The organism is Streptomyces sp. NPDC003027 (assembly GCF_053591435.1).
On sequence record NZ_JBSFTU010000014.1, the window covers coordinates 63,605 to 86,558 of the forward strand.

Annotated in this window: 12 protein-coding genes; 4 read left to right on the forward strand and 8 right to left on the reverse strand. The window is 69.4% G+C overall.

Features of this window, described 5'->3' with window-relative positions; genetic code table 11:
* Positions 1-11 precede the first annotated feature (11 nt).
* Positions 12-3,143: a DNRLRE domain-containing protein gene (locus ACWDX6_RS13070; protein ID WP_451485003.1), complete on the reverse strand. Its 3,132-nt coding sequence runs from the start codon at positions 3,141-3,143 to the stop codon at positions 12-14.
* 646 nt (positions 3,144-3,789) lie between these two features.
* Between ACWDX6_RS13070 and ACWDX6_RS13075 the strand changes: the two genes are divergently transcribed.
* Both ACWDX6_RS13075 and ACWDX6_RS13080 read left to right on the forward strand, forming a co-directional pair.
* Positions 3,790-11,841 carry a polymorphic toxin-type HINT domain-containing protein gene (locus ACWDX6_RS13075; protein ID WP_451485055.1) on the forward strand — a complete coding sequence of 2,684 codons (8,052 nt, stop codon included), beginning with the start codon at positions 3,790-3,792 and terminating at the stop codon, positions 11,839-11,841.
* 1 nt (position 11,842) lies between these two features.
* Positions 11,843-12,223, forward strand: a complete 381-nt coding sequence (locus tag ACWDX6_RS13080) for a hypothetical protein (RefSeq protein ID WP_451485004.1) — start codon at positions 11,843-11,845, stop codon at positions 12,221-12,223.
* 338 nt (positions 12,224-12,561) lie between these two features.
* On the opposite strand, the gene ACWDX6_RS13085 is transcribed toward ACWDX6_RS13080, so the two are convergent.
* The 4 genes from ACWDX6_RS13085 to ACWDX6_RS13100 form a co-directional block, all read right to left on the reverse strand.
* Positions 12,562-13,464, reverse strand: a complete 903-nt coding sequence (locus ACWDX6_RS13085) for a S1 family peptidase (protein WP_451485005.1) — start codon at positions 13,462-13,464, stop codon at positions 12,562-12,564.
* A 177-nt stretch (positions 13,465-13,641) separates the two neighbouring features.
* A complete protein-coding gene (locus ACWDX6_RS13090; RefSeq protein WP_451485006.1) occupies positions 13,642-14,532 on the reverse strand; it encodes a S1 family peptidase in 891 nt (296 codons plus the stop codon).
* A 199-nt stretch (positions 14,533-14,731) separates the two neighbouring features.
* A complete protein-coding gene (locus ACWDX6_RS13095; RefSeq protein ID WP_451485007.1) occupies positions 14,732-15,520 on the reverse strand; it encodes a DUF1684 domain-containing protein in 789 nt (262 codons plus the stop codon).
* A 51-nt stretch (positions 15,521-15,571) separates the two neighbouring features.
* Complete coding sequence (locus ACWDX6_RS13100; RefSeq protein WP_451485008.1) at positions 15,572-16,855, reverse strand: DUF5685 family protein; 1,284 nt, start codon at positions 16,853-16,855, stop codon at positions 15,572-15,574.
* Between the two features lie 322 nt (positions 16,856-17,177).
* Here ACWDX6_RS13100 and ACWDX6_RS13105 point away from each other — a divergent pair, with 322 nt between their 5' ends.
* Entirely contained in the window at positions 17,178-17,612 is a 435-nt protein-coding gene (locus tag ACWDX6_RS13105) for a cell division protein SepF (RefSeq protein WP_391144508.1), read from the forward strand.
* 66 nt (positions 17,613-17,678) lie between these two features.
* Here the strand turns inward: ACWDX6_RS13105 and ACWDX6_RS13110 are convergent, their stop codons facing one another.
* Positions 17,679-19,436, reverse strand: coding sequence for an MFS transporter (locus ACWDX6_RS13110; protein ID WP_451485009.1), 1,758 nt, complete (start codon positions 19,434-19,436; stop codon positions 17,679-17,681).
* A 406-nt stretch (positions 19,437-19,842) separates the two neighbouring features.
* On the opposite strand from ACWDX6_RS13110, the gene ACWDX6_RS13115 reads away from it, so the two are divergent.
* Positions 19,843-20,844 carry a phosphatase PAP2 family protein gene (locus ACWDX6_RS13115; RefSeq protein WP_451485010.1) on the forward strand — a complete coding sequence of 334 codons (1,002 nt, stop codon included), beginning with the start codon at positions 19,843-19,845 and terminating at the stop codon, positions 20,842-20,844.
* A gap of 157 nt (positions 20,845-21,001) precedes the next feature.
* On the opposite strand, the gene ACWDX6_RS13120 is transcribed toward ACWDX6_RS13115, so the two are convergent.
* Together ACWDX6_RS13120 and ACWDX6_RS13125 are read right to left on the reverse strand one after the other, a co-directional pair.
* Positions 21,002-21,220 carry an I78 family peptidase inhibitor gene (locus ACWDX6_RS13120; RefSeq protein ID WP_451485011.1) on the reverse strand — a complete coding sequence of 73 codons (219 nt, stop codon included), beginning with the start codon at positions 21,218-21,220 and terminating at the stop codon, positions 21,002-21,004.
* 447 nt (positions 21,221-21,667) lie between these two features.
* Positions 21,668-22,942, reverse strand: coding sequence for a glycosyltransferase family 4 protein (locus ACWDX6_RS13125; protein WP_451485012.1), 1,275 nt, complete (start codon positions 22,940-22,942; stop codon positions 21,668-21,670).
* Positions 22,943-22,954: the final 12 nt, after the last annotated feature.

Sequence of the window (22,954 nt, forward strand, 5' to 3'; positions counted from 1 at the left end):
GGCGGGCGGGATCAGCCGAACGACTTGACGGTGCGCCAGTCCACCGACAGCACGGTCTTCACCGGTGCGCCGGTGTTGGTGGTGGTCGGGTGGTAGACCTTGATGTTTCCGGTGTCCTCGGAGCGGGCCCAGATGTCCGGAACGCCGTCCTTGGTGGCGTTGATGTCCGGGATGCCGATCGCGACCCCCACGTTGGCCTCCGTCCAGTTGGTGCCGTAGGAGACGTCACCGTTCAGGGAGTTGGCGGCCTGCTTGAGCGACACGAGGTCGACGCTGCCGGTGCCCGTGCCGGGCTTGCCGTGGCGGACGTACATGTTGCCGTTGTCCAGGTTGCGCCAGAGCAGGTCGGGCGTCGCGTCCTTGTTGATGTCGGCGATGTTGACGATGTCGCGGCGGGCCCAGGCGGAGCCCTCCATGAGCGTGGCGGTCTGGAAGGTGGCGCCGGTGTAGCCGGACAGGACCCAGAAGGCCGTGCCGGCCCGCAGGGCCAGGTCGGGCTTCTGGTCACCGGTGATGTCGCCGATCGCCTTCATCTGCGTCCAGGTGGACGGAGCCGGGGCGCCCTGGGGCAGGCGGATCTCGATGCGGTCGTCGACGTTGAAGCTGCCGTAGCCGTCGCCCGGGTAGAGCCAGAACTGGCCGTCCGGGGAGACCGAGAACAGGTCGGTCGAACCGTCACCGGGGTAGACGTCGTCGTAGTGCGCGATCAGCGCGGCCTTGGTGCCGTTCCACCAGTGGCCGGCGGGGTCGAGCTTCTTGTCCTTGGTCACGTAGGAGGCGGCCAGGCAGGTGTACAGCTCTCCGTCGGGAGCGCCGACGCAGTTCCGCAGGTTGCCGTTGGCGTCGACGATGACGAGGTCGGCGATGTCGTCGCCACCCGTGTCGCCGGGGCCGTCGGCCTTGTCGCGCGGCGGCAGGTAGAACCTGTAGTCCCCGCGGATGCTCTGGTTGCCGTTGGCGTCGTAGGCGTAGACGGTCAGCACGTTCGGGCCCGCGTGCTTGGGCGTCACGTTGCTGATCGTGACCGTCCCGTTGACGGGGGTCGGCGCGTCGACGTAACCGACGCCCTCGAAGGCGTACTTGAACTTGGTGGCTCCGGCCGCCGTGAAGGTGAAGTCACCCGGCTTGCCGAAGTTCACCGACGCCCAGGTCTTGCCGTCGGCCGTGGCCTCCGTGAACACCGTGCTGGTGATCTCCGGCTGCGGCGGCGCCGTGGGATCGACGGTGATGCGGCACGGCTCGGTGCCGTTCGGGAAGAACGTGGAGACCTCACCGGCCGAGTCCTCGGCGCGCACGTCCCACGAATAGAGCGTGTTGGCCGTGATGTCCTTCAGCAGCGGATCGGTGGCCTCGATGACCATCTGGCCGTAGCCGGTGGTCGCCGGGGTGGCGACGTACTCCTTCTTGGTGGTCGAGCCGGACTTCCAGAAACGGAAGCGCAGCTTGGGCAGGGTGCCGTCGGGGTCGTGACCCTTGGCCTTCAGCGTGATGGTGGTCCGGCCGATGAGGACGCTGTTGGTCGGGCCGGGCACACAGTCGCCACCCGGCGAGGAGGTGCCGTAGGTGGGCTGCGACGGCGGACGGTTGTACTGGCCCTCCATCACGGCGCCGGTCGCGGCGAACTTGCGCCAGGTCTGGGTGTCGGTCTCGGTCGAGGCGCGCATGCCGAAGGTGATGTTCCCCCAGCCCTTGTCCGCACCCTCCTGGGCCGCGGACGTCACCGTGAACGCCTCGTAGTCGTCCGGGCAGGAGCTCGACCAGCCGTGCGCGAAGGACTTCTTGTGCAGGACCCTGCCCCAGCTCGGCTGCGCGTTCCACGTCGTACCCGAGGAGATCGAGCCGGTCAGCCAGAACTCCATCTGACGTGCGGTGCACGACCAGGAGTGGTTGTTCTTGACCTTGAAGGTGGCCCAGTCGAACTTCGCGCCCTTGAGGGTGGAGGAGAACTCCATCCGCCAGAAGGAGCGGGCCAGACCACCGGTGTCGCTCTCGAAGCCGACACGGGCGTCGGAGGTACCGGAGGAGAAATTCGTACCGTTCCAGAAGCTGGAGTTCGGGTACTTCTTGTACGCCACCGTCCACGCCAGCCAAGCCCTGTTGAGCGGCGGGTCGATGAAGACCGGGAACTTCGTGTCCTTGTGGGTGAGCAGGCCGGTTCGGGCGACGTTCAGGTGGAGCCGGGCCGCACCGGTGCCGTCACCGTCGAGGGTGACGGGCAGCTGCGCGGACTTCGCGCCGGGCTCGATGCCGGTCAGGCCCGACAGCTTGAGCACGTCGGCCGTGGTGGCCACGGAGGTGCGCTGCGGGGTGCCCGGGGGCAGCTCGGAGTCACGACCGTTGGAGTCCCAGGCAAACGGGGTGGGGATGTTGCCGACCTCCTTGCCCGCCTTGTCCAGGACCTGGATCCGGTTGGCCTTCGCGTCCTGCCGGAAGACGGCCGTCTTCGAGCGCAGGCCGTAGGAGACGGCGGCGAGGTCCTTGTTCTGCGCGGCCTCGCGGTTCTTGACGATCAGGAGCTGACCGAAGCCGCCCTCCTCACGCACCACGAGCAGCAGGTCGACACCCGGCAGGACCTCGGAGTACAGGGCACGCGGACCGTCCAGCACCGGCTCGGGCAGAACCCCCGGCCACGTGTAGACGACGGTGTGGCCGCCCAGGTCGACCTCGGCCAGCACGGTCTCATCGGTCAGCGGCGCGCGGCTGTACGAGCGGTCCGCACGCTCCGAGGCGGAAGCCGTGCCGCCGGAGAAGCGGACCGGCACGACGGCGTTGACGGGGCGGACGGCCAGCTGGCCGGCGGCCTTTGTCCGGTGCAGCGTGTTGTCGATCGGCGCCCACTTGCCCTGGGTATTCTTCGCGCGCTGCGGCAGAGCGTGGATCTGCGTGCGCATCTTGCCGTCGGGCATCGCCCACACGAGCTGGGTCTCGGTGGTCGCCGTGTCGACGAGCACCTTCTTGCCGATCCGCTTGGCCTCGGCCGCCGCGGCGGCCTCGTCCTTCGGACCGGTCGACGCCTGCTTGGCGTCCGTGACGGGGGACTTGGCGGTCGGAGGCGTGCTCGGCTGCCACCAGGGCAGGAGCGTGGCGGTGAGTGCGGCCAGTACGAGGCCGAGGGTGAGGGTCAGCCGTGTGCGCGTGCGCACGAATGGGCTGAGAAGACGAGGCGGCGCAGGCACGGCGGTCTACTCCCGTGGAAACCAGGTGGATTGAGGACAACACAGACAGCCCCAACGGGTAGGCCGCGGGGCACAAGGCGCGCACACGATCACACGATCGGCATTCGACGTCTATATCTAAAGGTTTTATGAATACGTTATGTGCCGCGTGGTAGTGAACTGAGTACCCGTCAGGCCGTCCGACCTTGTGCGCCTTTAACCCGTTATTGCGGTGTGAAGATCTCCCATGTCCGATCTATCGCAAAGATCAACGGCGCATGGGCTCTGTCAGTAAATGCACCGTGGTGAAGATCACCTCCGTGCTCCCGCATCACGATCCTCGATCTTGAAAATGTGGCGCGCATGACAGAGAGTGCGCACGCACGCGCCTGAATTCAGGCGCGTGCTCTTTGGTGTTTCCGCACCTCCTCCGTTGTCTTGTTCGTCTGGGTGGGAGTCGACGCGCATGCGTGCTTCAGAACCACTGTCATGGTCGGGGCGGGATCGCCTAGCCATGACAGAGTCACAACGACGGCGCCGTCGGCGAAGCCGCACGGCGACCGTCCTTTTGTTGTCATCGATATTGACGGTGACGAGCCTGGGCGGTCAGGCCCTGGCCGTTCCCGGTGACGGGATGACCCGTGAGGAGCAGACCTCCGAGGTCGACCTCCCGGACCTCCCGCAGAGCACCACGCTGCCCGAGGACGCCCAGGCTCCGAAGGCGCTGAGCACGGCGCCGGAGCAGCCGATCACGGCATACAAGCCGGTGGCGACGGACCCCTGGGTGGCGGACGCCGGCAAGGCGGACCCGTCGACGGCGGCGCCGGGGTCCACGGTCCAGGTCGTGAACACGACGACCTCGGCGCTCCTGCCGGTCGGTCTGGGTGTGCCGGCGGGCCAGAACGCCGCGTTGATCGCCGGTGACTGGCAGGTCGCGGTCAAGGCGACCACCACGTCCGAGGACACCGGCGTGCCCGGCATGATCATGGAGATCGTGCCCCCGGCGGGGGCGGACCCGGCAGCCCAGGTGCTCGTCGACGTCGACACGACCGCCTTCGAGGACCGCTACGGTCAACTGGCCGCTGAGCGTTTTGGTCTCGTTCTGCTGCCGAGCTGTGTCATCGACTCCCCGGAGACCGAGGACTGTGCGCCGGACACGGGCACCGAGCCCATGTCCGGCAAGGACGAGCCGGACGTCGAGGTCGAGCGGCTGCGCAGCACCGTCAAGGAGGTGCCGGCGGCCAAGACGAAGCTGAAGGCGACGTCCGGCAAGACCAAGAACGCCGCGACCCGCCAGATCCTGTCCGGCACGATTCCGGTCGCCAACCTGCTGCCGGACGAGGACACTTCGAAGGCCTCGGGCGCCTCGGCGCGCAAGGCCGCCTTCTCGTCGAACGTGGGCGCTTCTGGCCGTCAGGTCGTCGGTGCGATGGACACCGGTGCCTCAGCGACCGGTGACTTCACCGCCTCGCCGCTGCTGTCCTCCGGTTCCTGGGCGGCGGGTTCGTCGAACGGCGCGTTCACCTACAGCTACCAGGTGCAGGTCCCGGAGACCGCCGGCGGCCTGATGCCGAAGGTCGGCCTGTCGTACAACTCGCAGTCGGTCGACGGCCGCACCTCGGCGTCGAACAACCAGGCCTCCTGGATCGGTGACGGCTGGGACTACAACGCGGGCTCGATCACCCGGACGTACAACAACTGCCGCCAGGACTCCAAGAAGGCCGGGTCGAACAACAAGGACCACAAGACGGCCGACCTGTGCTGGGGCTCGGAGAACGCCACCCTGTCGCTGGGCGGCATGACCACCGAGCTGGTGTGGGACGCGACGAAGGGACCGCTCGGCTCCGACGGCAAGCCCGTCGGCCAGTGGTTCACCGCCAACGGTGACGGTTCGAAGATCGAGCGGATCAAGGACACGTCCAAGGACCCGCGTTCGGGGCTGAAGGACAAGGACGGCGAGTACTGGGTCGTCACGACCAAGGACGGCACTCGCTACCACTTCGGTCTGAACAAGCTTCCGGGTTGGTCGGACAACGGCACCGCCGCCGACGACCCGTACACCGACTCCGTCCTCGCGGTGCCGGTCTACGGCAACCACGCGGGTGAGCCGTGCTACGCGGGCTCGACGACCGCCGACTGGAAGAACTCCTCCTGCCACCAGGCCTGGCGCTGGAACCTCGACTACGTCGAGGACATCCACGGCAACGCCATGTCGCTGTGGTGGGAGCGCGAGGAGAACTACTACGCGAAGAACTTCTACTTCAAGGGCCCGGTCAAGTACCACCGCGGCGGTTACCTGTCGCGGATCGACTACGGCCAGCGCAAGGAGAGCATCTTCTCCGCGTCGGCCCCGGCCCGTGTGAACTTCTCCGTCGAAGAGCGCTGCTACACCGAGAACACGCTGACCTGCACGGACGCGAACTTCACGGACAAGGACCCGGGCAAGTACCGCATCTGGTACGACACCCCGGCCGACCTGAACTGCAAGGCCGTCACCTCGACGTACACCCGCAAGTGCTGGAACGCCGGTCCGACGTTCTGGACCCGCAAGCGCCTGGACAAGATCACCACCTCCGCGCAGCGCCTTACCGACACCACCGCGCGTCAGGTCGTCGACGAGTACCAGCTCAAGCAGAACTTCCCGGTCCTGGAGACCGGTGCCAACACGGCGCTGTGGCTGGAGTCCATCCAGCGCACCGGCTACGACCGCGAGGGCTCCACCGACGCCTCCGTCAAGCTCAACGCGGTGCGGTTCGAGTCCAACGAAGAGGCCATGCCGAACCGCGTCTACCGCGGCAGCCCGGAGACAGACCCGCGGCCCGGCTTCTCGCGTCTGCGCATCGCCCGCGTCGTCAACGAGTACGGCGGCGAGACGGTCGTCACCTACAAGCCCCGTGAGACCGCGTGCCTCGACAGCACCAACCTGCCGGGCAAGACCGACACCGCCGCGCTGAAGTCCAACACCCGGCTGTGCTACCCCGTGTTCTGGCACCCGGACGCCGAGGTCGAGGACATCGACTGGTTCAACAAGTACGTGGTCGCCTCGATCGAGGAACTGCCGAACGTCGACGGCTCGTACTCCACGCTGACCTCGTACGACTACAAGAACGCCGGCTGGAAGCTCGCCGAAGCCGAGTTCTCCAAGAAGTCCACCCGGACCTACTCGCAGTTCGCGGGCTTCGAGCAGACCACGGTCCTCACCGGTGAGCGCAAGGCCACCGCCGACAGCGGCGAGGGCACCACGCCCACCGAGGACGTCCCGGGCGCCGAGGGCCCGAAGACCAAGGCTGTCACCCGCTTCTTCCGCGGCATGGGCGACACCGTCCCCGTCAAGGACGTCCACGGCAACACGATCACCTACAACGGCGAGCCCGTGTACGACCGTGACGCCTTCGCCGGCCGCATCTCCGAGGAGCTGTCCTACTCCAACGCGACGGACGCGGACACCGACTGGCTGACTCGCAGCGTCACCATCCCGCAGGCGACCGAGCTCGCCAGCCGCGACCTCGGCGACGGGCTCAAGCCGCTGACGGCGTGGCGGGTCACGGAGCCCGAGGAGATCGCTTACACGAAGTCGTCGGGCACGAACGCGGACGACCCGCGCACGATGCGGTCGGTGAAGACGACGACGACGTACGACTCGACGTACGGACTTCCGACGCTGGTGGAGTCGCTGGGCGACACCGGTAAGACCGGTGACGAGTACTGCACCAAGTCGGAGTACATCCACCAGACGGCGAAGAACCTGATCGGTCTGAGCAAGCAGGTCCTGGTCTCCCCGACGCTCTGCACGAACGCAAAGTGGACGGACTACGGTTCGCTGAGCGGAGGCAATCGCACGGCCTACGACGGCGGGCAGTACGGCGACGCACTCAGCGCCACGACCCGCGCTCTGGCCACCCAGGCGTGGACGCTCAACGGCACCGGCACCGGCTTCCAGAGCAACGGCACCAAGGAGTTCGACGCCATCGGCCGCGTGGTCAAGCAGACCCCGGCGGAGCAGCTGACCCAGCCGACGCCCAAGTTCTCCACGATCAAGTACGAGCCCATCGGGCCGGCCACCGGCCAGGTCTTCAAGATCACCACGACCAACGTGCTCGGACACAGCGAGATCCAGGAGCTGGAGCCGGGCCGCTCGGTCACCGTGAAGACGACCGACGCCAACAACCACGTCAGCGAGGCCGTGTACGACCCGATGGGCCGTATGGCCGAGGCGTGGGCCCCGGGCCGCACCCCTGGTTCGGGCGTGCCGGATTTCAGGGCCGAGTACGTCATCCCGGCCGAGGAGCCCGACCCGAACGACCCGAACGGCGGCAAGATCCGCAAGCCTCCGTACGTCACCACGTACGCGCGTGGTTACAAGGACCGGATCGAGAAGTCCGTCACCATCTATGACGGTCTGGGCCGCGAGCGGCAGTCGCAGGAGGAGGCGGACGGCGGCGGTCGTCTGATCACCGACACGTTGTACAACAACGCCGGTGAGGTCTACCAGACCAACAACGCCTACCTGAACGAGGACGCCCCGAGCGGCGAGCTGTTCACCCCGCTGGCGGACACCACCATCCCCAACATCACCCGCTACAAGTACGACGGTCTCGGCCGCGTGCTGCAGGAGATGCCGGTCCTCAAGGTCAAGCTCACGGGCACGACCGAGGCCGTCTCGCAGGAGGTCCCGGAGCGGGCCGTCAACTACGAGTACGGCGAGGACTGGTCGAAGGTCATCCATCCGAAGGGCGACTCGTCCTACCGCGTCTGGACGGACGCGCTCGGCCGCACCGTCCGCACGGACACCTTCAACCCGGCGGCGCCCGAGTACACCTCGCCGACAGGCGTCAAGGAGCGCTACACGTCGACGCGTTACCAGATCGACGGGCGCGGCCAGACCGTGAAGGCGATCGCGTCGGCGGATACGACTCACCCGTGGTCGTGGACGTACAACCACAACGGCCAGATACTGACGTCGACGGACCCGGACTCGGGCACGAGCCGCAACACGTACGACGCCTTCGGCCGGGTCCAGATAACCGAGAACGACCGTGGCGTCAAGGTCTGGTACGGCTACGACGAGCTGTCGCGTCCCAAGGAGATTCGCGAGGTCGGCCCCGCCGGCAAGCTGCTCTCCTCGTTCACGTACGACACCGCCCCGGGCGGCAAGGGCATGCCCGCCACCGCCGTCCGCTACACCGACGGAGAGGCGTACACGCAGACGGTCCACGGCTACACGAAGGAGTACCAGCCGACCTCGACCACGCTTTCCCTGCCGCAGTCCATCGTCGACACCTGGGGTCTGAAGAAGGACTACAGGTACGACTACACGTACAACGACCGAGGCATGCTGGACGAGACCACCCTTCCCGAGGTGGGCAAGTTCGGCGCGGAGAAGCTGGTCGTCCGCTACAACAAGGACGGCAAGCCGCGCTCCATCTCCGGCAAGGACTGGTACGGCTCGGAGACGGTCTACTCCCCGTACGGCCAGGTCTTGCGCTCCACCCTCGGTTCCCTGCCGTACCGGGTGTGGACGCAGAACTCCTTCGACGAGTCCAGCGGTGAGCTCACCGAGCAGTCGGTCTACCGCGAGAAGGGCGGCCCCAACGACACCACGGCCGACAGGACCGTGGTCGACGGCAACCTGGTATCGAACCGGGCCTACCGCTACGACCCGGCCGGCAACGTCACCTCGATCCAGGAGAAGTCCACCGGGATCGCTGAGCGCCAGTGCTTCGTCTACGACCCGATCGGGCAGCTGAAGTCCGCCTGGACCTCCAACGACCAGACGAACTGCGTCAACCCGAGGAACCCGGACGGCTCGCTCAACAAGAACGCGGACGGCACGCTCCGGGTCGCCGCGGGCAAGGACACGTCGGGCTACTGGCAGGAGTACGAGTACGACCTGCTCGGCAACCGCACTCAGCTGACCGAGAACGACCTTACGGGCGACACCACCAAGAACGCGGTCACCACGTACGCGTACGGCAAGAACGCCGCCAAGGACCAGCCGCACACGCTGACCAAGGTGACGAAGAAGTACAAGACGCCGGCCGGCGCGGAGGTGACCGCCGAGGCAACCCGTCTGTACGAGCTCACCGGTGAGACCAAGACGATCACCTCGGTCGAGAACGGCGACAAGCAGGAATTCAGCTGGACGCACGACGGTCTGGTCGACCGGATCACCGGCGCGGGCACCGGCGGCAAGACCCCGTACGTGGGTCTCGGCCAGAAGTGTCTGGACCTGAAGTCGGGTCTGAGCGCGGCCGGCCAGCCGCTCCAGCTGTACACCTGCAACACCTCGGTGGCGCAGAACTTCAAGTTCACGCCCACGCCGGGCACGGCGACGGTTCCCCAGACCGACCCTAACCGGGGCTCGCTCTCGGTGAACGGCACCTGGTGCCTCCAGCCCGCCGCCAACACGGCCGGATCGGCGGTCCAGGTCCAGAAGTGCGGCGCCACCGCCACGCAGGCGACCGCACAGGAACTGAGGCGCAACGCCTCGGGCCAGCTCATTCACATCGCCTCCGGTCTGTGCCTCGCGGTCCAGGGCGCGGCGAACGTGAACGCGACGCCGATCGTGCTCGCCACCTGCGACGCCGCTTCCGCGGCCCAGCAGTGGCTGCCGCAGAACGACACCCGTCACATCTACGGCCCCGGCGGCACCCGTCTGCTCACCATCAAGGGCAAGCAGGCCACTCTCCACCTGGGCGAGGCCGAGGTGACCGTCCAGCAGGGCGGCGTCCTGGTCAACACCCAGCGCACCTACCCGGCTCCGGGCGGTGCTGTCATGCGCTACGCCTACGGCACCGGATCCGAGACCCTGGTCGCCCAGACCACGGACCATCAGGGCAGCGCGTACACGGAGGTCGCCCTTTACGGCGGTCAGTCGGTGCGCATCCGCAAGCAGGACCCCTTCGGCAACGAGCGCGGCACCGCCGGTGCCAACCTCCAGAACCACAAGGGATTCCTGGGCAAGACGCGGGACGACTCCTCGGGCTACCAGCCGTTGGGTGTCCGCCTGTACGACCCGGTGGTCGGACGCTTCCTCTCCGTCGACCCGCTGATCGATCTGAACGATCCGCTGCAGTCGAACGGATACGGCTACGCGCAGAACAACCCGGTCACGTACTCCGACCCGACCGGGCTCGCGATCAGCCTGACCGCATCGGAGAAGGCCGCGGCCCTCGCCGGCGCCGGCCTGTCCGCTGCCCAGGTCGCGCAGGCGCAGGCGATGCAGGGCAAGTCCCTCACCTCGGTCATCCTCGCCGTGGCGTGGGAGACGCTGAAGGACTTCATCGGCATCAACGACGCCATGGCCTGCTTCGGCGGCGACATGTGGTCCTGCGTCAGCATCGTGGTCGATGCCGTCCCGTGGATGAAGCTCGGGAAGATCCCGTCCCTCATCAAGGCGGTCAACCGCACGATCGATGCCATCAAGGCCTTCAAGGCAGCCAAAAAGGCGGCCGAGGCCGTGCTGAAGGCGGCCAAGGCAGCCGAGGCAGCTGCACTGAAGGCCAAGAAGGCCGCTATCGAGAAGGCCAAGAAGGAGGCGGCCCAAAGAGCGAAGAAGAAGGCCGCGGAAGCCGCCAAGAGAAAGGCCGACGAAGCGGCCGCCGCGAAGCGGAAGACGGGTAACCCCGTCCAGAAGCAGTCCCAGTCCAAGGCCGCACCGAAGTCCTCCTCGCAACCGAGCAAGGGCGGCGGAAGCAAGACCTCCGGCGGCGGAGGCGGCGGCAAGTCCGGCGCTTCCTCCCGCAGCAAGGGAGGCTCCAGCGGTGGTGGTGGCTCCGGCAAGGCCAGCGGCGGTAGCAGCGGTGGCAGCGGCGGTTCCTGCAGCACGGCCGACAACAGCTTCGTGCCCGGCACGAAGGTGCTGATGGCCGATGGTTCCACCAAGCCGATCGAGAAGGTCAAGACCGGCGACAAGATCAAGGCGACCGACCCGAGGACCGGGGAGACCCGGATCGAGACGGTCACCGCTGAGATCAGGGGGCAGGGCCTCAAGAAGCTGGTCACCGTCACCATCGACGTCGACGGTTCAGCCGGCTCGAAGACGGCCCAGGTCACCGCGACCGACGGCCACCCCTTCTGGGTCCCCGAGCTCGGCAGCTGGATCGACGCCACGGACCTGACATCGGGCGAGTGGCTTCAGACCAGCACGGGTACCCATGTACAGGTCACCGCCGTCCGGCGGTGGACCGGTCAGGGCGCCACGGTTCACAACCTGACCGTCTCGGACGTCCACACCTACTATGTTGTGGCGGGCAGTGCCCCGGTCTTGGTCCACAACTGTGGAAGGAGCCAGGACGGGTACCTGTACCGGGGTCTTGCTAGGGGGCACAACCGCTACGATGCCGCTGCTGAAGGCCGTGCGGTTCCCATCGGAGGCAACCGGACCATCGAAGAGCACTCCGGTGCAAACAAGACAGACAGCAACTTCACGTCGTGGACGGACGACCCCGATACGGCCACGGAAAGTGCCCAGACTCTGGGCGACAACTGGGTTGGGGAAGGTGTGATGCTGCGTATCAGGGTGGCAAACATCGATCCCGCCATCGGACCGTCGAGGAATATTCAGATCCACGACACGGAATATGAAAACTGGGGTGAAGACGAGCATCTCATTGTCGGTGAAATCGAGGCCGACGAGATCAGCTTCGACCTCGGGGAGACCTGGTCACCCGTCAGGCGGCGATGAGATGAACCAAGTATCCGCGAGTGAACTGCTCGCCGCATGGGAGTCCGGATCCGAGGTCAGTGTTCAGGCCAAAAATGCACTGCTTTCTGGAGCGCATTTCAACGTCTGGCTCGGCACCGTTCCGGCGCCGAGACTTCGGGGCGTCCTGCACCGCAGGGTGACAGCCACGCAACGGCGCGGCAGGCCGGTCGTCGGGGCCACGGAATGCCTTGCGAGTCTTGCCGAAATGGGCGAGCGGGGCCTTCTTGTGGGCTACGTGGACGACCGTGAACGAGCGGGATACTGGTTTCAGCTCTACCTCGATCCGCATCCGCTCAAAGTGATCGGATGCGTCGGGGTTGGCATCTCCCCTGGAGATGACCCCGTCACTGGTTCCGTATAAAGACCCAGCGGCCCCACCGGATCTCTTTCCGGTGGGGCCGCTGGGCTTTTGACGGCAGGCCCGCACCTCACCGACCCCGCCCTCTCCAGCCTCAGCCCGTCCTCCTCCGGCGAGTCTCCGCGTCCTCCACGACCACCGTCACCGCGACCGCCAGCTGGTCGTCGCTCATGTCGGTGTCGAAGTTCGAAAGTCGGGCAGGCCGAGCAGGCCCCACTGGAACGCCTTTCCGGTGAGGCCTGCCGCCACATGGTCGAAGACGAACGGATCCCCCGGCCGCGTCCGGCCGGGGGACCTGATGTCTCGTTCGGGTCATGGTGCTGCGCAGGTGCCGCCTGCGGCTAGTACACGCTGACCCCGTACGCGCTCAGCGCCTCCGTGACCGGCTGGAAGAAGGTCGTGCCGCCCGACGAGCAGTTGCCGCTGCCGCCCGAGGTGAGGCCGATCGCGCGGCTGCCGGAGTAGAGGGCGCCGCCCGAGTCGCCCGGCTCGGCGCACACGTTGGTGCGGATCATGCCGTAGACGATGTCGCCGCCGCCGTAGTTGACCGTGGCGTTGAGGCCGGTGACCGAGCCGCTGTGGGTGCCGGTGGTGGAGCCGCGGCGGGTCACGGACATGCCGACGGTGGCGTTGGCCGCGCTGGTGATGTCCACGCTGCCGACCGTGCCGGGCTTGGCGATGGAGCTGTTGGTGTAGCGGACGATGCCGTAGTCGTTGTTCGGGAAGCTGGATCCCGAGGTGGAGCCGAGCACGGTCGTCCGGCCGGAGTTGGCGTACCAGGTTCCCGCGCCGTCGGTGCAGTGGCCGGCGGTCAGGAAGTAGTAGTTGCCCGCGCTGTCACGGACGTTGAAGCCCAGCGAGCAGCGCCAGCTGCTGGCGTAGATCGCGTCCCCGCCGGAGATCAGCTTGGTGAACTTCCCGGGCGTGCGCTCGACGCGTATCGCCCCGGCGTTGGCGCCCGCCTGGCGCTTGATCTGGGCTATCTCCGCCTGGGAGACGGTGGAGTCGGCGGTGACGACGACGGTGTCGGTCGCCTGGTCGATGTGCCAAGCGGTACCGGCCACATCGGCGGCCAGGACGGCGTCGCTCGCGGCGGAGAGCTGCGTCGCGCTGAACGTTTCGGCGGTGTCGGCGTTCGCGGTCGGGACGGCGAGTGCCGCCGCGGCGACGAGCCCGGTGGTGACGGCGAGGAGGCGGGTGCGTCTCGCGGTGGCGTTGCGGGGGGTGGTGCGCTTGATCCTCACTTTGGTTCCTCCAGCGGGGAATCGGGGGCCCGCAGTGGGGTGTCGGACCCGTGAGGCGCGGCCCGGGGGCCGGCGCTGTGGGGGAGTCTCGGCCCGCCCGGCTCGGCGCCGCAAGAGGGCCTTTCGGCCGTACGACGCTCAACCACCGGGCCGGCCCGAGAGGTTCGGTGCGGTGGCTCAGTACAGACTGACCTTGTACTTGGCGAGGGCCTCGGGTACCGGCTGGTAGAAGGTCGTGCCGCCGGTGGAGCAGTTTCCGCTGCCGCCGGAGGTGAGGCCGAGTGCCTTCGTGCCGTCGTAGAGCGCACCGCCGGAGTCGCCGGGCTCGGCGCAGACGTTGGTCTGGATCATGCCGCGCACGGTGCCACCGCCGGAGTAGTGCACGGTGGCGTTCAGGCCGGTGACGGTGCCGCTGCGGGTGCCGGTGGTGGAGCCGGAGCGCTTGACGGGCTCGCCGACGTAGGCGTCGGCGGCGGTGAAGCCGCCGGGGTGGCTGAGCGAGGTGTTGTCGTAGCGGACCAGGGCGTAGTCGTTGCCCGGGAAGCTGGACCCGACGGTGTCGCCGATCAGCGTGGACTGGGCGGAGTTGGCGTACCAGGTCTTGACGGAGTTGCCGCAGTGGCCGGCGGTGAGGAAGTAGTACGTGCTGCCGCTGCGGACGTTGAAGCCGAGGGAGCAGCGGTAGCCGCCGCCGTAGATGGCGTCGCCGGGTCCGAGCAGGGGCTTGAAGACGCCGGGGGTGCGCTCGATGGTGAGTGCGCCCGCGTCGGGGCCGGCGGTCTGCCGGATCTTGGCGATCTCGGCGTCGGAGACGGTGGCGTCGGCGGTGACGACGACCCGGCCGGCGGCCCGGTCCACGTACCACGCGGTGCCTCCGACGTCCGCCTTGAGGACGGCGGCGTCGGCGCGGGCGAGCTGGGTGGCTCCGGCGGGCGCCGGGGCGGTGGCCGCCTGGGCCGCGGGGAGGGCGACGGCGGTGGTGGCCGCGAGGGCCGCCGCGACGGCGAACCATCGGGCGCGCTCGGTTCTCACTGGTCTGCTCACTGGTCTCCTCACTGATCTCCTCATGGGAAAGCGGAGGGGCCCGTGGAGGGCGGGCCCGTGAGACGCGATCAGGGTGTCGTGTCCCTGACAGCACGCCAGTGATAGTGGCCTTCGGCGAGCGGACGCACAAGACCGCATGCCGAACGGGCGCCCGCGGGCCTCTCGCCGTCGGCGCCCGCCGCGCCCCGGGCCGCCGGTCCCGGCCAGGGAGGAGAGGCCCCGGTCAGGCCTCGATCACCCGCCGCTCCCCCGCCGGCACCGCCGTGTCGAGGGTGTTCCCCGGCGGCGGGAACGGACAGATGAAATGGTCCACGAAGGCGCACGGCGGCAGCAGCGCGCGGTTGAGATCGACCGTCACCGATCCGTCCTCCGCCGGGGCGGCCGGCCGCAGGAAGCGGAAGCGGTAGCTGTCCCGGCCGCTGGTGGCGTCCGCGAAGACCGCCCACAGCGTGCCGTCGTCCTCGACCGCGACCTGGAGGGTGTGCTCGGCGCCGTGGAGCTCGAAGGAGAGCTCGCCGGACAGGCCGAGCCCGCGCTCCCTGCCGTCCGCGTTCTCGACCCGGACGCTGCGGGCGCGCTCGTACGGCCGGAAGGTGCCCGGCACCACCCAGCGGTCGTCGTACGGGGTGGCCTCGATGCCCCGGAAGGCGCGGCGCGCCCGCGACTCCGGATCGAAGTCCCGTACCGCCCACTCCCCTTCGCGGCGCAGCACGACCAGCCGCCGCCCGGCCGACTCGACCCGGGACTCGTGGACCGGGGCGTGGTCGGCGGTGAGCCGAACGCTGCCGATCAGCGGCTTGCCGTCGACGGTGACGGCGTCCTCGGCGCCGGCGGTGAGGACCACCTCGTCGCCGTCCGCACGCCACTGCCCGGGAACGGCCGGAATTCGCCCCTCCGGGTGGTCGGAGAGCCAGTACGTGCCGGTGAGGGAGAGTGGGCCGTACGAGGAGGCGACCGCGGCGACGCGCTGCTCGTGCCAGCGTTGCCAGTCCTGCCGAGGATCCGTGCTCATGGTGTCCCACCCTTCCATACGGCCGGGGCACCCGCCGCGGCCGACGGGCCGTCAGCAGTCGCAGCAGCAGCACTCGCAGCTGTCACAGGCGCAGTCGCGGCCGGTCTCGGTCCGGCAGCAGCCCTTGCGCTTCTTCCGGGACCAGGGGCCCTCGTACTCCTTCGCGCAGCAGAGCCGGCACGTGCAGAACAGCCAGGTGAAGGCAGCGCAGCCGGCCAGGAACCCGCGCGGCTCGGGCCGCCGCGGGCCCCCGTCGCCGAACTGCGGCGGCAGCCCGCCGGGACCCCCGGGGCCGCCCGCCCCGCCGCCGTAGGGGCCACCCACGCCGTACGGATTCCCGCCGCCGTACGGGTTCCCCTCACCGTACGAGCCGGAGGCACCGTACGAGCCGGAGGCACCGTACGAGCCGGAGCCGCCGCCCTGGTAGGGGCTGCCCGGCGACGCCCCGGAGGCGCCGTGCGCGCAGGTCGTCGTCCCGAACGCCCGGTCCACCGAGTTGCGCAGCTCGTGCGCGAGCAGCAGGTGCGCCAGTCCACCGTCGACGAACTCCACGTCCCGCAGCGCCAGCCGTATCCCGTGCAGCGCGTCGTCCGCGAGCCGCCGCGCCTCCTCCAGGGAGGTACCCGTCGCCGCGAGCGGGTTCCAGGCACCCGACACGGCGTCGGCCTGCCGGTCCTCCACGGCGTCCAGCAGATGCGCGAGGCGCCCGAAGAGCCGCCCCGCCTCGGCCAGCGGCGCGGCGTTCTCCGGCCGGCCGGCCAGGACGGCGGTGTGCGCGAACGCGGCCGCGGTCGCCGTCTCGGTCGGCTCGGTCACGACGAGAAGCGGCGTTCCGGGCCCGGCCAGCGACTCGATCCCGCCCTGCCGGTCCACCGCGTCCACCAGGACCGCCGTGTCGAAGCCGAGCTGACGGCCGGTCCGCGCACCCGCGCGGTCCCAGGACCTGGCGACCCGGCGGGCCGCCGCGGCGACCGGTCGGCGGGCCAACAACCCGTCCCGGTCGGCGACGTGGTCCCGTATCTTCGCCGAGGCGAGCACCAGCGACACCGTCGCCGCGAGCCGGGCGCCTTCGCCCTGGGCGACCGGGGCACTCTTCATCCGGCGCAGCGGGCAGGGCCCGGCTGTGCGACGGCCGCCCGGAACCGCCCCCGTCCTGGTACCGGTCTGAGCCTCCGTCAGGACCGAAACGATCAGGCCGTCGTAGTTGGTGACCACCCGGGCGAACTGGCCGTGATCGGCCCGAAGTGCCAGGCAGAGGCCGCAGAGATGGGCCATCCACTCCGTCTTGAGACCGTCGCCGAGACGGTGGGTGCAGGGCCTGACGATTCCGAACAAGAGACTCCCCCGTGAGCCGTGCGCGCGTGTCGTGCGCGTGTGCGACCGGCATCGTATCGACCGGGACCGTTCACCCGTACGCCCGCCACGTCACCCTTCCGGCCCGACTTTCATATTTTAAGTTGCGCAGTCCGTCCAATCCTCCGTCAGGCCCCGCATACCGCAAGTTTCCTGACGATTCGCCAGCTAACGGGCCTCACGTTCTGCACCAGTACCGTCACGAATCCCCTGCGCGGCGACTATCCACTTGGCGCGCGATCCGCATCATGGACCACGATGGGTATTGCGGAACCACAAGTGACCGCGCTGAAAGGAGGCGTCCATGGGATCGGTGCGCAAGGCGAGTGCCTGGCTGGGACTCGTCGAGGACAACGACGAGCGTTACTACGACGACGAGTACGCCGAGGGTGCCGAGAACGGCGACGCCTGGGTGACGGACCCCCGGGTCCGGGTGGCGTCCGACTCCGCTCAGGAGCAGGGCCGCCGGATCGCGACCGTCTCCCCGGACGGTTTCCGCGACGCCCGCGGGATCGGCGAGCTGTTCCGGGACGGCGTCCCGGTGATCGTGAACCTCACGGCGATGGAGCCCTCCGACGCCAAGCGCGTGGTGGACTTCGCGGCCGGCCTCGCCTTCGGTCTGCGCGGATCGATCGAGCGCGTGGCGACGCGGGTGTTCCTGCTGACCCCCGCCGACACGCAGATCGTCAGCGGTGACTCCGCCGGGCGTGCGCAGGACGGTTTCTTCAACCAGAGCTGAGCGGGGCGCTCCCCGGCCGGATCACTTCCGACCACCGGGCGTCCCGCCAGGCACCCTCCGCTCCGGTCAGCGCGCCGTGCGCCCGGAGCCCGCCCGCTCGGCCGGTTCACGACCGACGGCCTCACGGCCGGCGGTGGCGGCCTCGCGACCGGAGACCTCACGGGTGGCGGTCTTACGGCCGACCCGGTCGGGACACGGGACCGGCTCCCGGCTGGCGGGCACCCGCACGCCGGCGCCGGAGTCGGCCGCACCGGCGAGGGTGGTGGCCTTCTCCTCCGCGTCCGGCGGGCACTCCATCACCCGGGGCAGCCGCAGCGCCATCAGCGCGCCGAGCAGCAGAAGACCCGCGCTGACGAAGAGCGTCACGTGCAGACCGTTGACGAAGGCATGGCGGGACGCGTGGTACAGCGCCGTACCGGCCGCGCCACCGAGATGCTCGGCGACCTGGTACGCCTCGCCGAGCGAGTTCGCCGCGGACCGGCTCGCCTCGGCCGGGACCCCGGGCACGCCCACGAGGCCGGGCGCGTACGCCGCGTTCATCACGCTGCCGAGCAGCGCGATGCCCATGCCCGCGCCGAGCTGGTACGAGGTCTCGCCGATGGCCGCCGCCCCGCCCGCGCTCTCCGGCGGGGCCTCGCTGAGCATCGACTCGTACGCCGAGAAGAGTGTGGTCTGCAGTCCGAAGCCGAGCAGCACGAAGCCGACGGTGAGCAGCAGCGGCCGGTCGTGCTGTCCCATCAGGACCAGCAGCAGCACGGCGGCGGCCGTGAGCACGAAGCCCCAGCCGACCATGCGGCGCGGCCCTATCCGGCGCAGCGTGTACGAGCCGGTGGCGCCGGCCGCCATGGCGGCGAAGGTGAGCGGCAGCAGCCGGAGCCCGGTCTCCAGGGGGCTGAGCCCGAGGACCAGCTGGAGGTACTGGACGGCGATCAGTTCCAGGCCGACCAGGGCCAGCATGGCGAGCACGATGCAGGCGACGGAGGTGGTGAAGGCGGCGCGGGAGAACAGCCGCATGTCGATGAGCGGGTGCGTCCGCCGTCGCTGGCGGCGCACGAAGAGGACCAGGAGCACCACCCCGAGCAGCAGCGGCCCCGCGGTGGCGAGGGAGAGCAGGGGGTCGCCTGCGCCGATCCGCTTCACGCCGAGGACGGCGCCGAGCACACCGGCCGCGGCCATCAGCGCGCCGAGCACGTCCCAGGGGCCCTCGCCGCCGCCCTTGGACTCGGGGAGCAGCCAGCGGCCGAGCGGCAGGATGAGCGCCATCAGCGGGATGTTGATCAGGAAGACCGAGCCCCACCAGTAGTGCTCGACCAGGAAGCCGCCGAGCACCGGTCCGGTGGCGGCACCGACGGCGGCGACCGCCGTCCAGATGCCGATGGCGGTGGCGCGCTCCCGCCGGTCGGGGAAGACCGCCCGGAGGATCGACAGGGTGGCCGGCATGATCATCGCGCCGCCGACGCCGAGGAGGGCGCGGGCCCCGATGAGCACCTCGGGAGCGGTGGCCATGGCGGCGACCGCGGAGGCGAGTCCGAACAGTGCGTAACCGAGCAGGAGCACGCGTCGCCGGCCGACCCGGTCACCGAGCGTGCCGAAGAGGATCAGCAGCGAGGCGCAGATGAGCGGATAGGCGTCGACGATCCAGAGCAGCGCGGTGGAGCTGGGGCGCAGGTCCTCGGTGAGCGAGGGGACGGCGACATGGAGCACGGTGGCGTCCAGCGCGACCAGCAGCAGGCTGACACAGAGAACGACGAGGACGACCCAGCGGTTGGCATCGCCGCCGCCGGTGGCGCGGAGCCGTGCTCCGGCCGTGATCGTCCGCTGCATGTCCGTACCTCCCAGTGAATCCCTCGCGCTCGGTGGGCGCCGGCCGGGGCGCGTGTCCTCGGGGCGGCCCGGCATCGACGGGCGAGTGAGCCGTCAGCGTACGCGAGTTCAAGCGCCCAGCGCGTGGTGCAGCTCTCACCCCGAAGGGCGCGGGAGTGTGGCGTACGCCACTCCGTCCGCGCCGCGCGCCGCCTGGAATTCCGTGCGGACAACCGTTTGAAGCATTTCCCCTGCGTACAAACAGACTTCCGGAAAGTCACTCACCGGCAATTGGGCGGGAGGTCATCGGATTCTCCGACCGGGGCCGGTAATAATCCCCCGACTGAGACCAACTCCACATCACATCGTCATCACGAAGAGACCGGATCGACCAGGGTCGCTACTCACTCCCTGTAACGTCGATTGGGTGCGTACCGACATCTTTGCCCGGCTGGACCGGGAGCCGGAACCGCCGAAGATAGAGGTCCCGCGGATGACCCGCACGCGTCTCGCCCTCTTCGGCGGGACGTCGGCGTTCTATCTCGCCATCGTGGTGGCCGTACTGCTGTCGACCTGGTTGGTGACCCTCGACTGGAAGATCATGCTCTTCCGGCCCTATCAGCAATGGCCGGAGCTGCACGCCTTCCTGGACTATTACGTCGTTCTCGGTCAGCGCGGTCCGACGGCCGTGATGGTGGCGGCCTGGCTGGGCTGGCGCTCCTGGCGTCAGCACACCCTGCGGCCGCTGCTCACCCTCGGCGCGGCACTGTTGCTGCTCAACGTCACGGTCGGCTCGGTCAAGATCGGACTCGGCCGTCTCGGCCCCCACTACGCGACACAGATCGGATCGGCCGAACTGTTCGCCGGCGGCGATATATTTCCGTCCGGACACACCGCCAACGCGGTCGTGACCTGGGGGATCCTGGCGTATCTGGCGACCACTCCCCGGGCCAGGCGCTATCTGTCGGCCCTCTCGGCCGTGGTCGCGCTGGGCGTCGGCCTCACCACCGTCTACCTCGGTACGCACTGGCTGAGCGATGTGCTGCTCGGCTGGGCCGCCGGCCTGCTGATCCTGCTGGCGCTGCCCTGGTGCGAGCCGCTGATCGCCAGGGCGGAGGCGCTGATCCTCAGCCTGCGGGACCGGCTGCGCGAGCAGGTGCGGGCCCGTCGCCGGCTGGTGCCGTCGCTGCCCGTCGCGACCGGCGGTCCGCGCACGGCACTGCACCCGCCGCGTCCGTCGGCCGCCGAGGAGCCGGTACGGGAGATCATCGGGTCCAGGACCGGCCGGCCGGCCGCCGGGCGCGGGGACGGGCGGCTCGCTCCGCCGCTCACCGCCTCCCGGACGCACGCCGTGCGGTCGGAGCGGACTCCGGTCGCCCCGGCGGGCAGCCGTCGGCCGTCGCACTCGCGGCCGCTCACGGGCGGCTGAACACCCCTGACGACCCCATGGGGAAGGGCCCCGGCTCCGGCCGGGGCCCTTCCCCATGTCCCCCCGGGTCTCCCCGTGTCTCCCCGGGTCTCGGCCGTGTCTCGGCCGTGTCTCGGCCGTGTCTTGGACGGCCCGCGTCCGTCTCCGTCCGGGTGCGCTATCCGAGCCAGCAGCGGATGACGGTGCCCTGGTCCACCTCGAAGTTGATGCGGCCCTCCAGGTACTCCATCGTGATGATCGAACCGGGGGGCAGGGAGCGCACCACGTTCCAGCCGCGGATTCTGGCGAGCTGCTCGGCGCGCTCCGCGTCGAGCCCCACATAGGACTCCGTGGAGCCGTCTTCGGGCGGTACGGGAGAGGTCGGCTTCGATGTCATGCGCCTCACGTTAGGCGGCGCCGGACGGTGACGGAAGCGCGGAGCGGGTGAGATGCCGCAGCAAGCCCAGGTACCTCACCGGTCACGCTTGTGTCACAGGTTCTCGACATATGTTTGACACTGACGCCCTCACCCGATCGAGCAGTTTCCGGCCGTTTCCCCGGCAATTCCAGGCGGCTCTGCGCAGCTCACGACGCCGCTTCGGAATTGCGTTCCCGGCTCGCCCGAAGGGAATTGGCGGGCCGCCGCACTCTCCGGTCGCATTCACGCTTTCCCCGCATGTTTCACACGCCGTCCGCCAACCGGCCCGAGCCGTCCGGTGCGACGAGGTCGACGCCCACGAGCGGGGCCGGCTCATACCGCGGCGCTCGGTGCACACCAGGCGGTGCGGCTCCACGGTGCGGCGGGAGGCCACGCCGCCGTGGTCCCGGTACGGCGGATCCCGGGTCAGCGGTAGCGGCGCACCAGCACTCCCGCCTTCGCCTTCAGGGTGTAGACGGCGTCGACGACCGTACCGGCGCCCCGGTGCAGCGCCTCCGCCACGCGTCCGTGGGTGCGGGTGCTCGCGCCCCGGGCGAGGAGGGCCGACCAGATCTCCTCGTGCCGGGCCGCGATGCGGGCCGGGTCGAAGCGCTCGGACGCCGCCAGGGCCGCCCGCGCGGTCTTGGCGCGCAGTTCGTCGTCGTCGACGAGTTCCAGCAGGGCCCGGGAGATCGCGCCCACGTCGTCGACCGGCACCAGACGGCCGTCGACCCCGTCCTCGATGATCTCGCGGGGCCCGTGCGGGCAGTCGGTGGAGACGACCGGCAGTCCGCAGCGCATCGCCTCGACGATGGTCATGCCGAAGGACTCCTGCCGCGAGGTGACGGCGGCGAGGGAGCCCTTGGCCCACTCCGGCTCCATCGGATTGGCGGTGCCCATGAGGAAGACGTGCTCACCGAGCCCGCGCCGCTCGATCTGCCGGGCCAGCGTCTTCTTCAGGTTGCCGGCGGCGTCGCCGGTGCCGTAGATCCGCAGCTTCCAGTCGGGGCGGGCCGCGGCCACCTCGGCGAAGGCGTCGATGAGCACGTCGTACCGCTTGACCGGGGTCAGCCGGCCCGCCGCGACGACGATCTTCGCGGTGGGGTCGGCCGGCGGCACGCTCGGCGCGGGCACGCTGTTGGGCACCGCGTCGATCCGAACGCCCGGCAGCGCGAGCTTCCGGTAGGAGCGGGCGTCGGCCTCGGTGACGGTGGTGACGGCGTCCAGGAGCGCGTACTCGTGGCCGATCTCCCGGCGGAGCCGGTAGCTGTGGCTGTCCAGGATCAGATGCTCCTGGCCGACGAGGACGGGGCCGCGCCGGGCCTGCCTGGCCAGCTGCACGTTGAGCCCGGGGCGCGTGGCGACCAGCACGTCGGCGTCGACGGTGCTCAGGTGCTCGCCGATCCGGGCGTCGGTCAGCGCGCTGTACTGCTTCCACCGGCCGTCGCCGCGCGGGAAGACCCGGGCGGGCCGGGCGAAGTCGGGGTCCTCGCCGTCGTAACCGGCGCTGTTCTTCCGCAGGTCGACGAGGTGACGCAGGGTCACCCCGGCCGGGACGCCGAGGATCGGCTCGTCGCGGTGGCGGAAGACGGAGACGATCTCCACCTCGTGACGTGCGGCCAGCTCCTGGGCGAGTGTGAACGTCGTCCGGATCGTGCCCCCGATGTGGTAGCCGTTGTGAAGCAGAAAGGAGATACGCATCGCGCTGCCGGT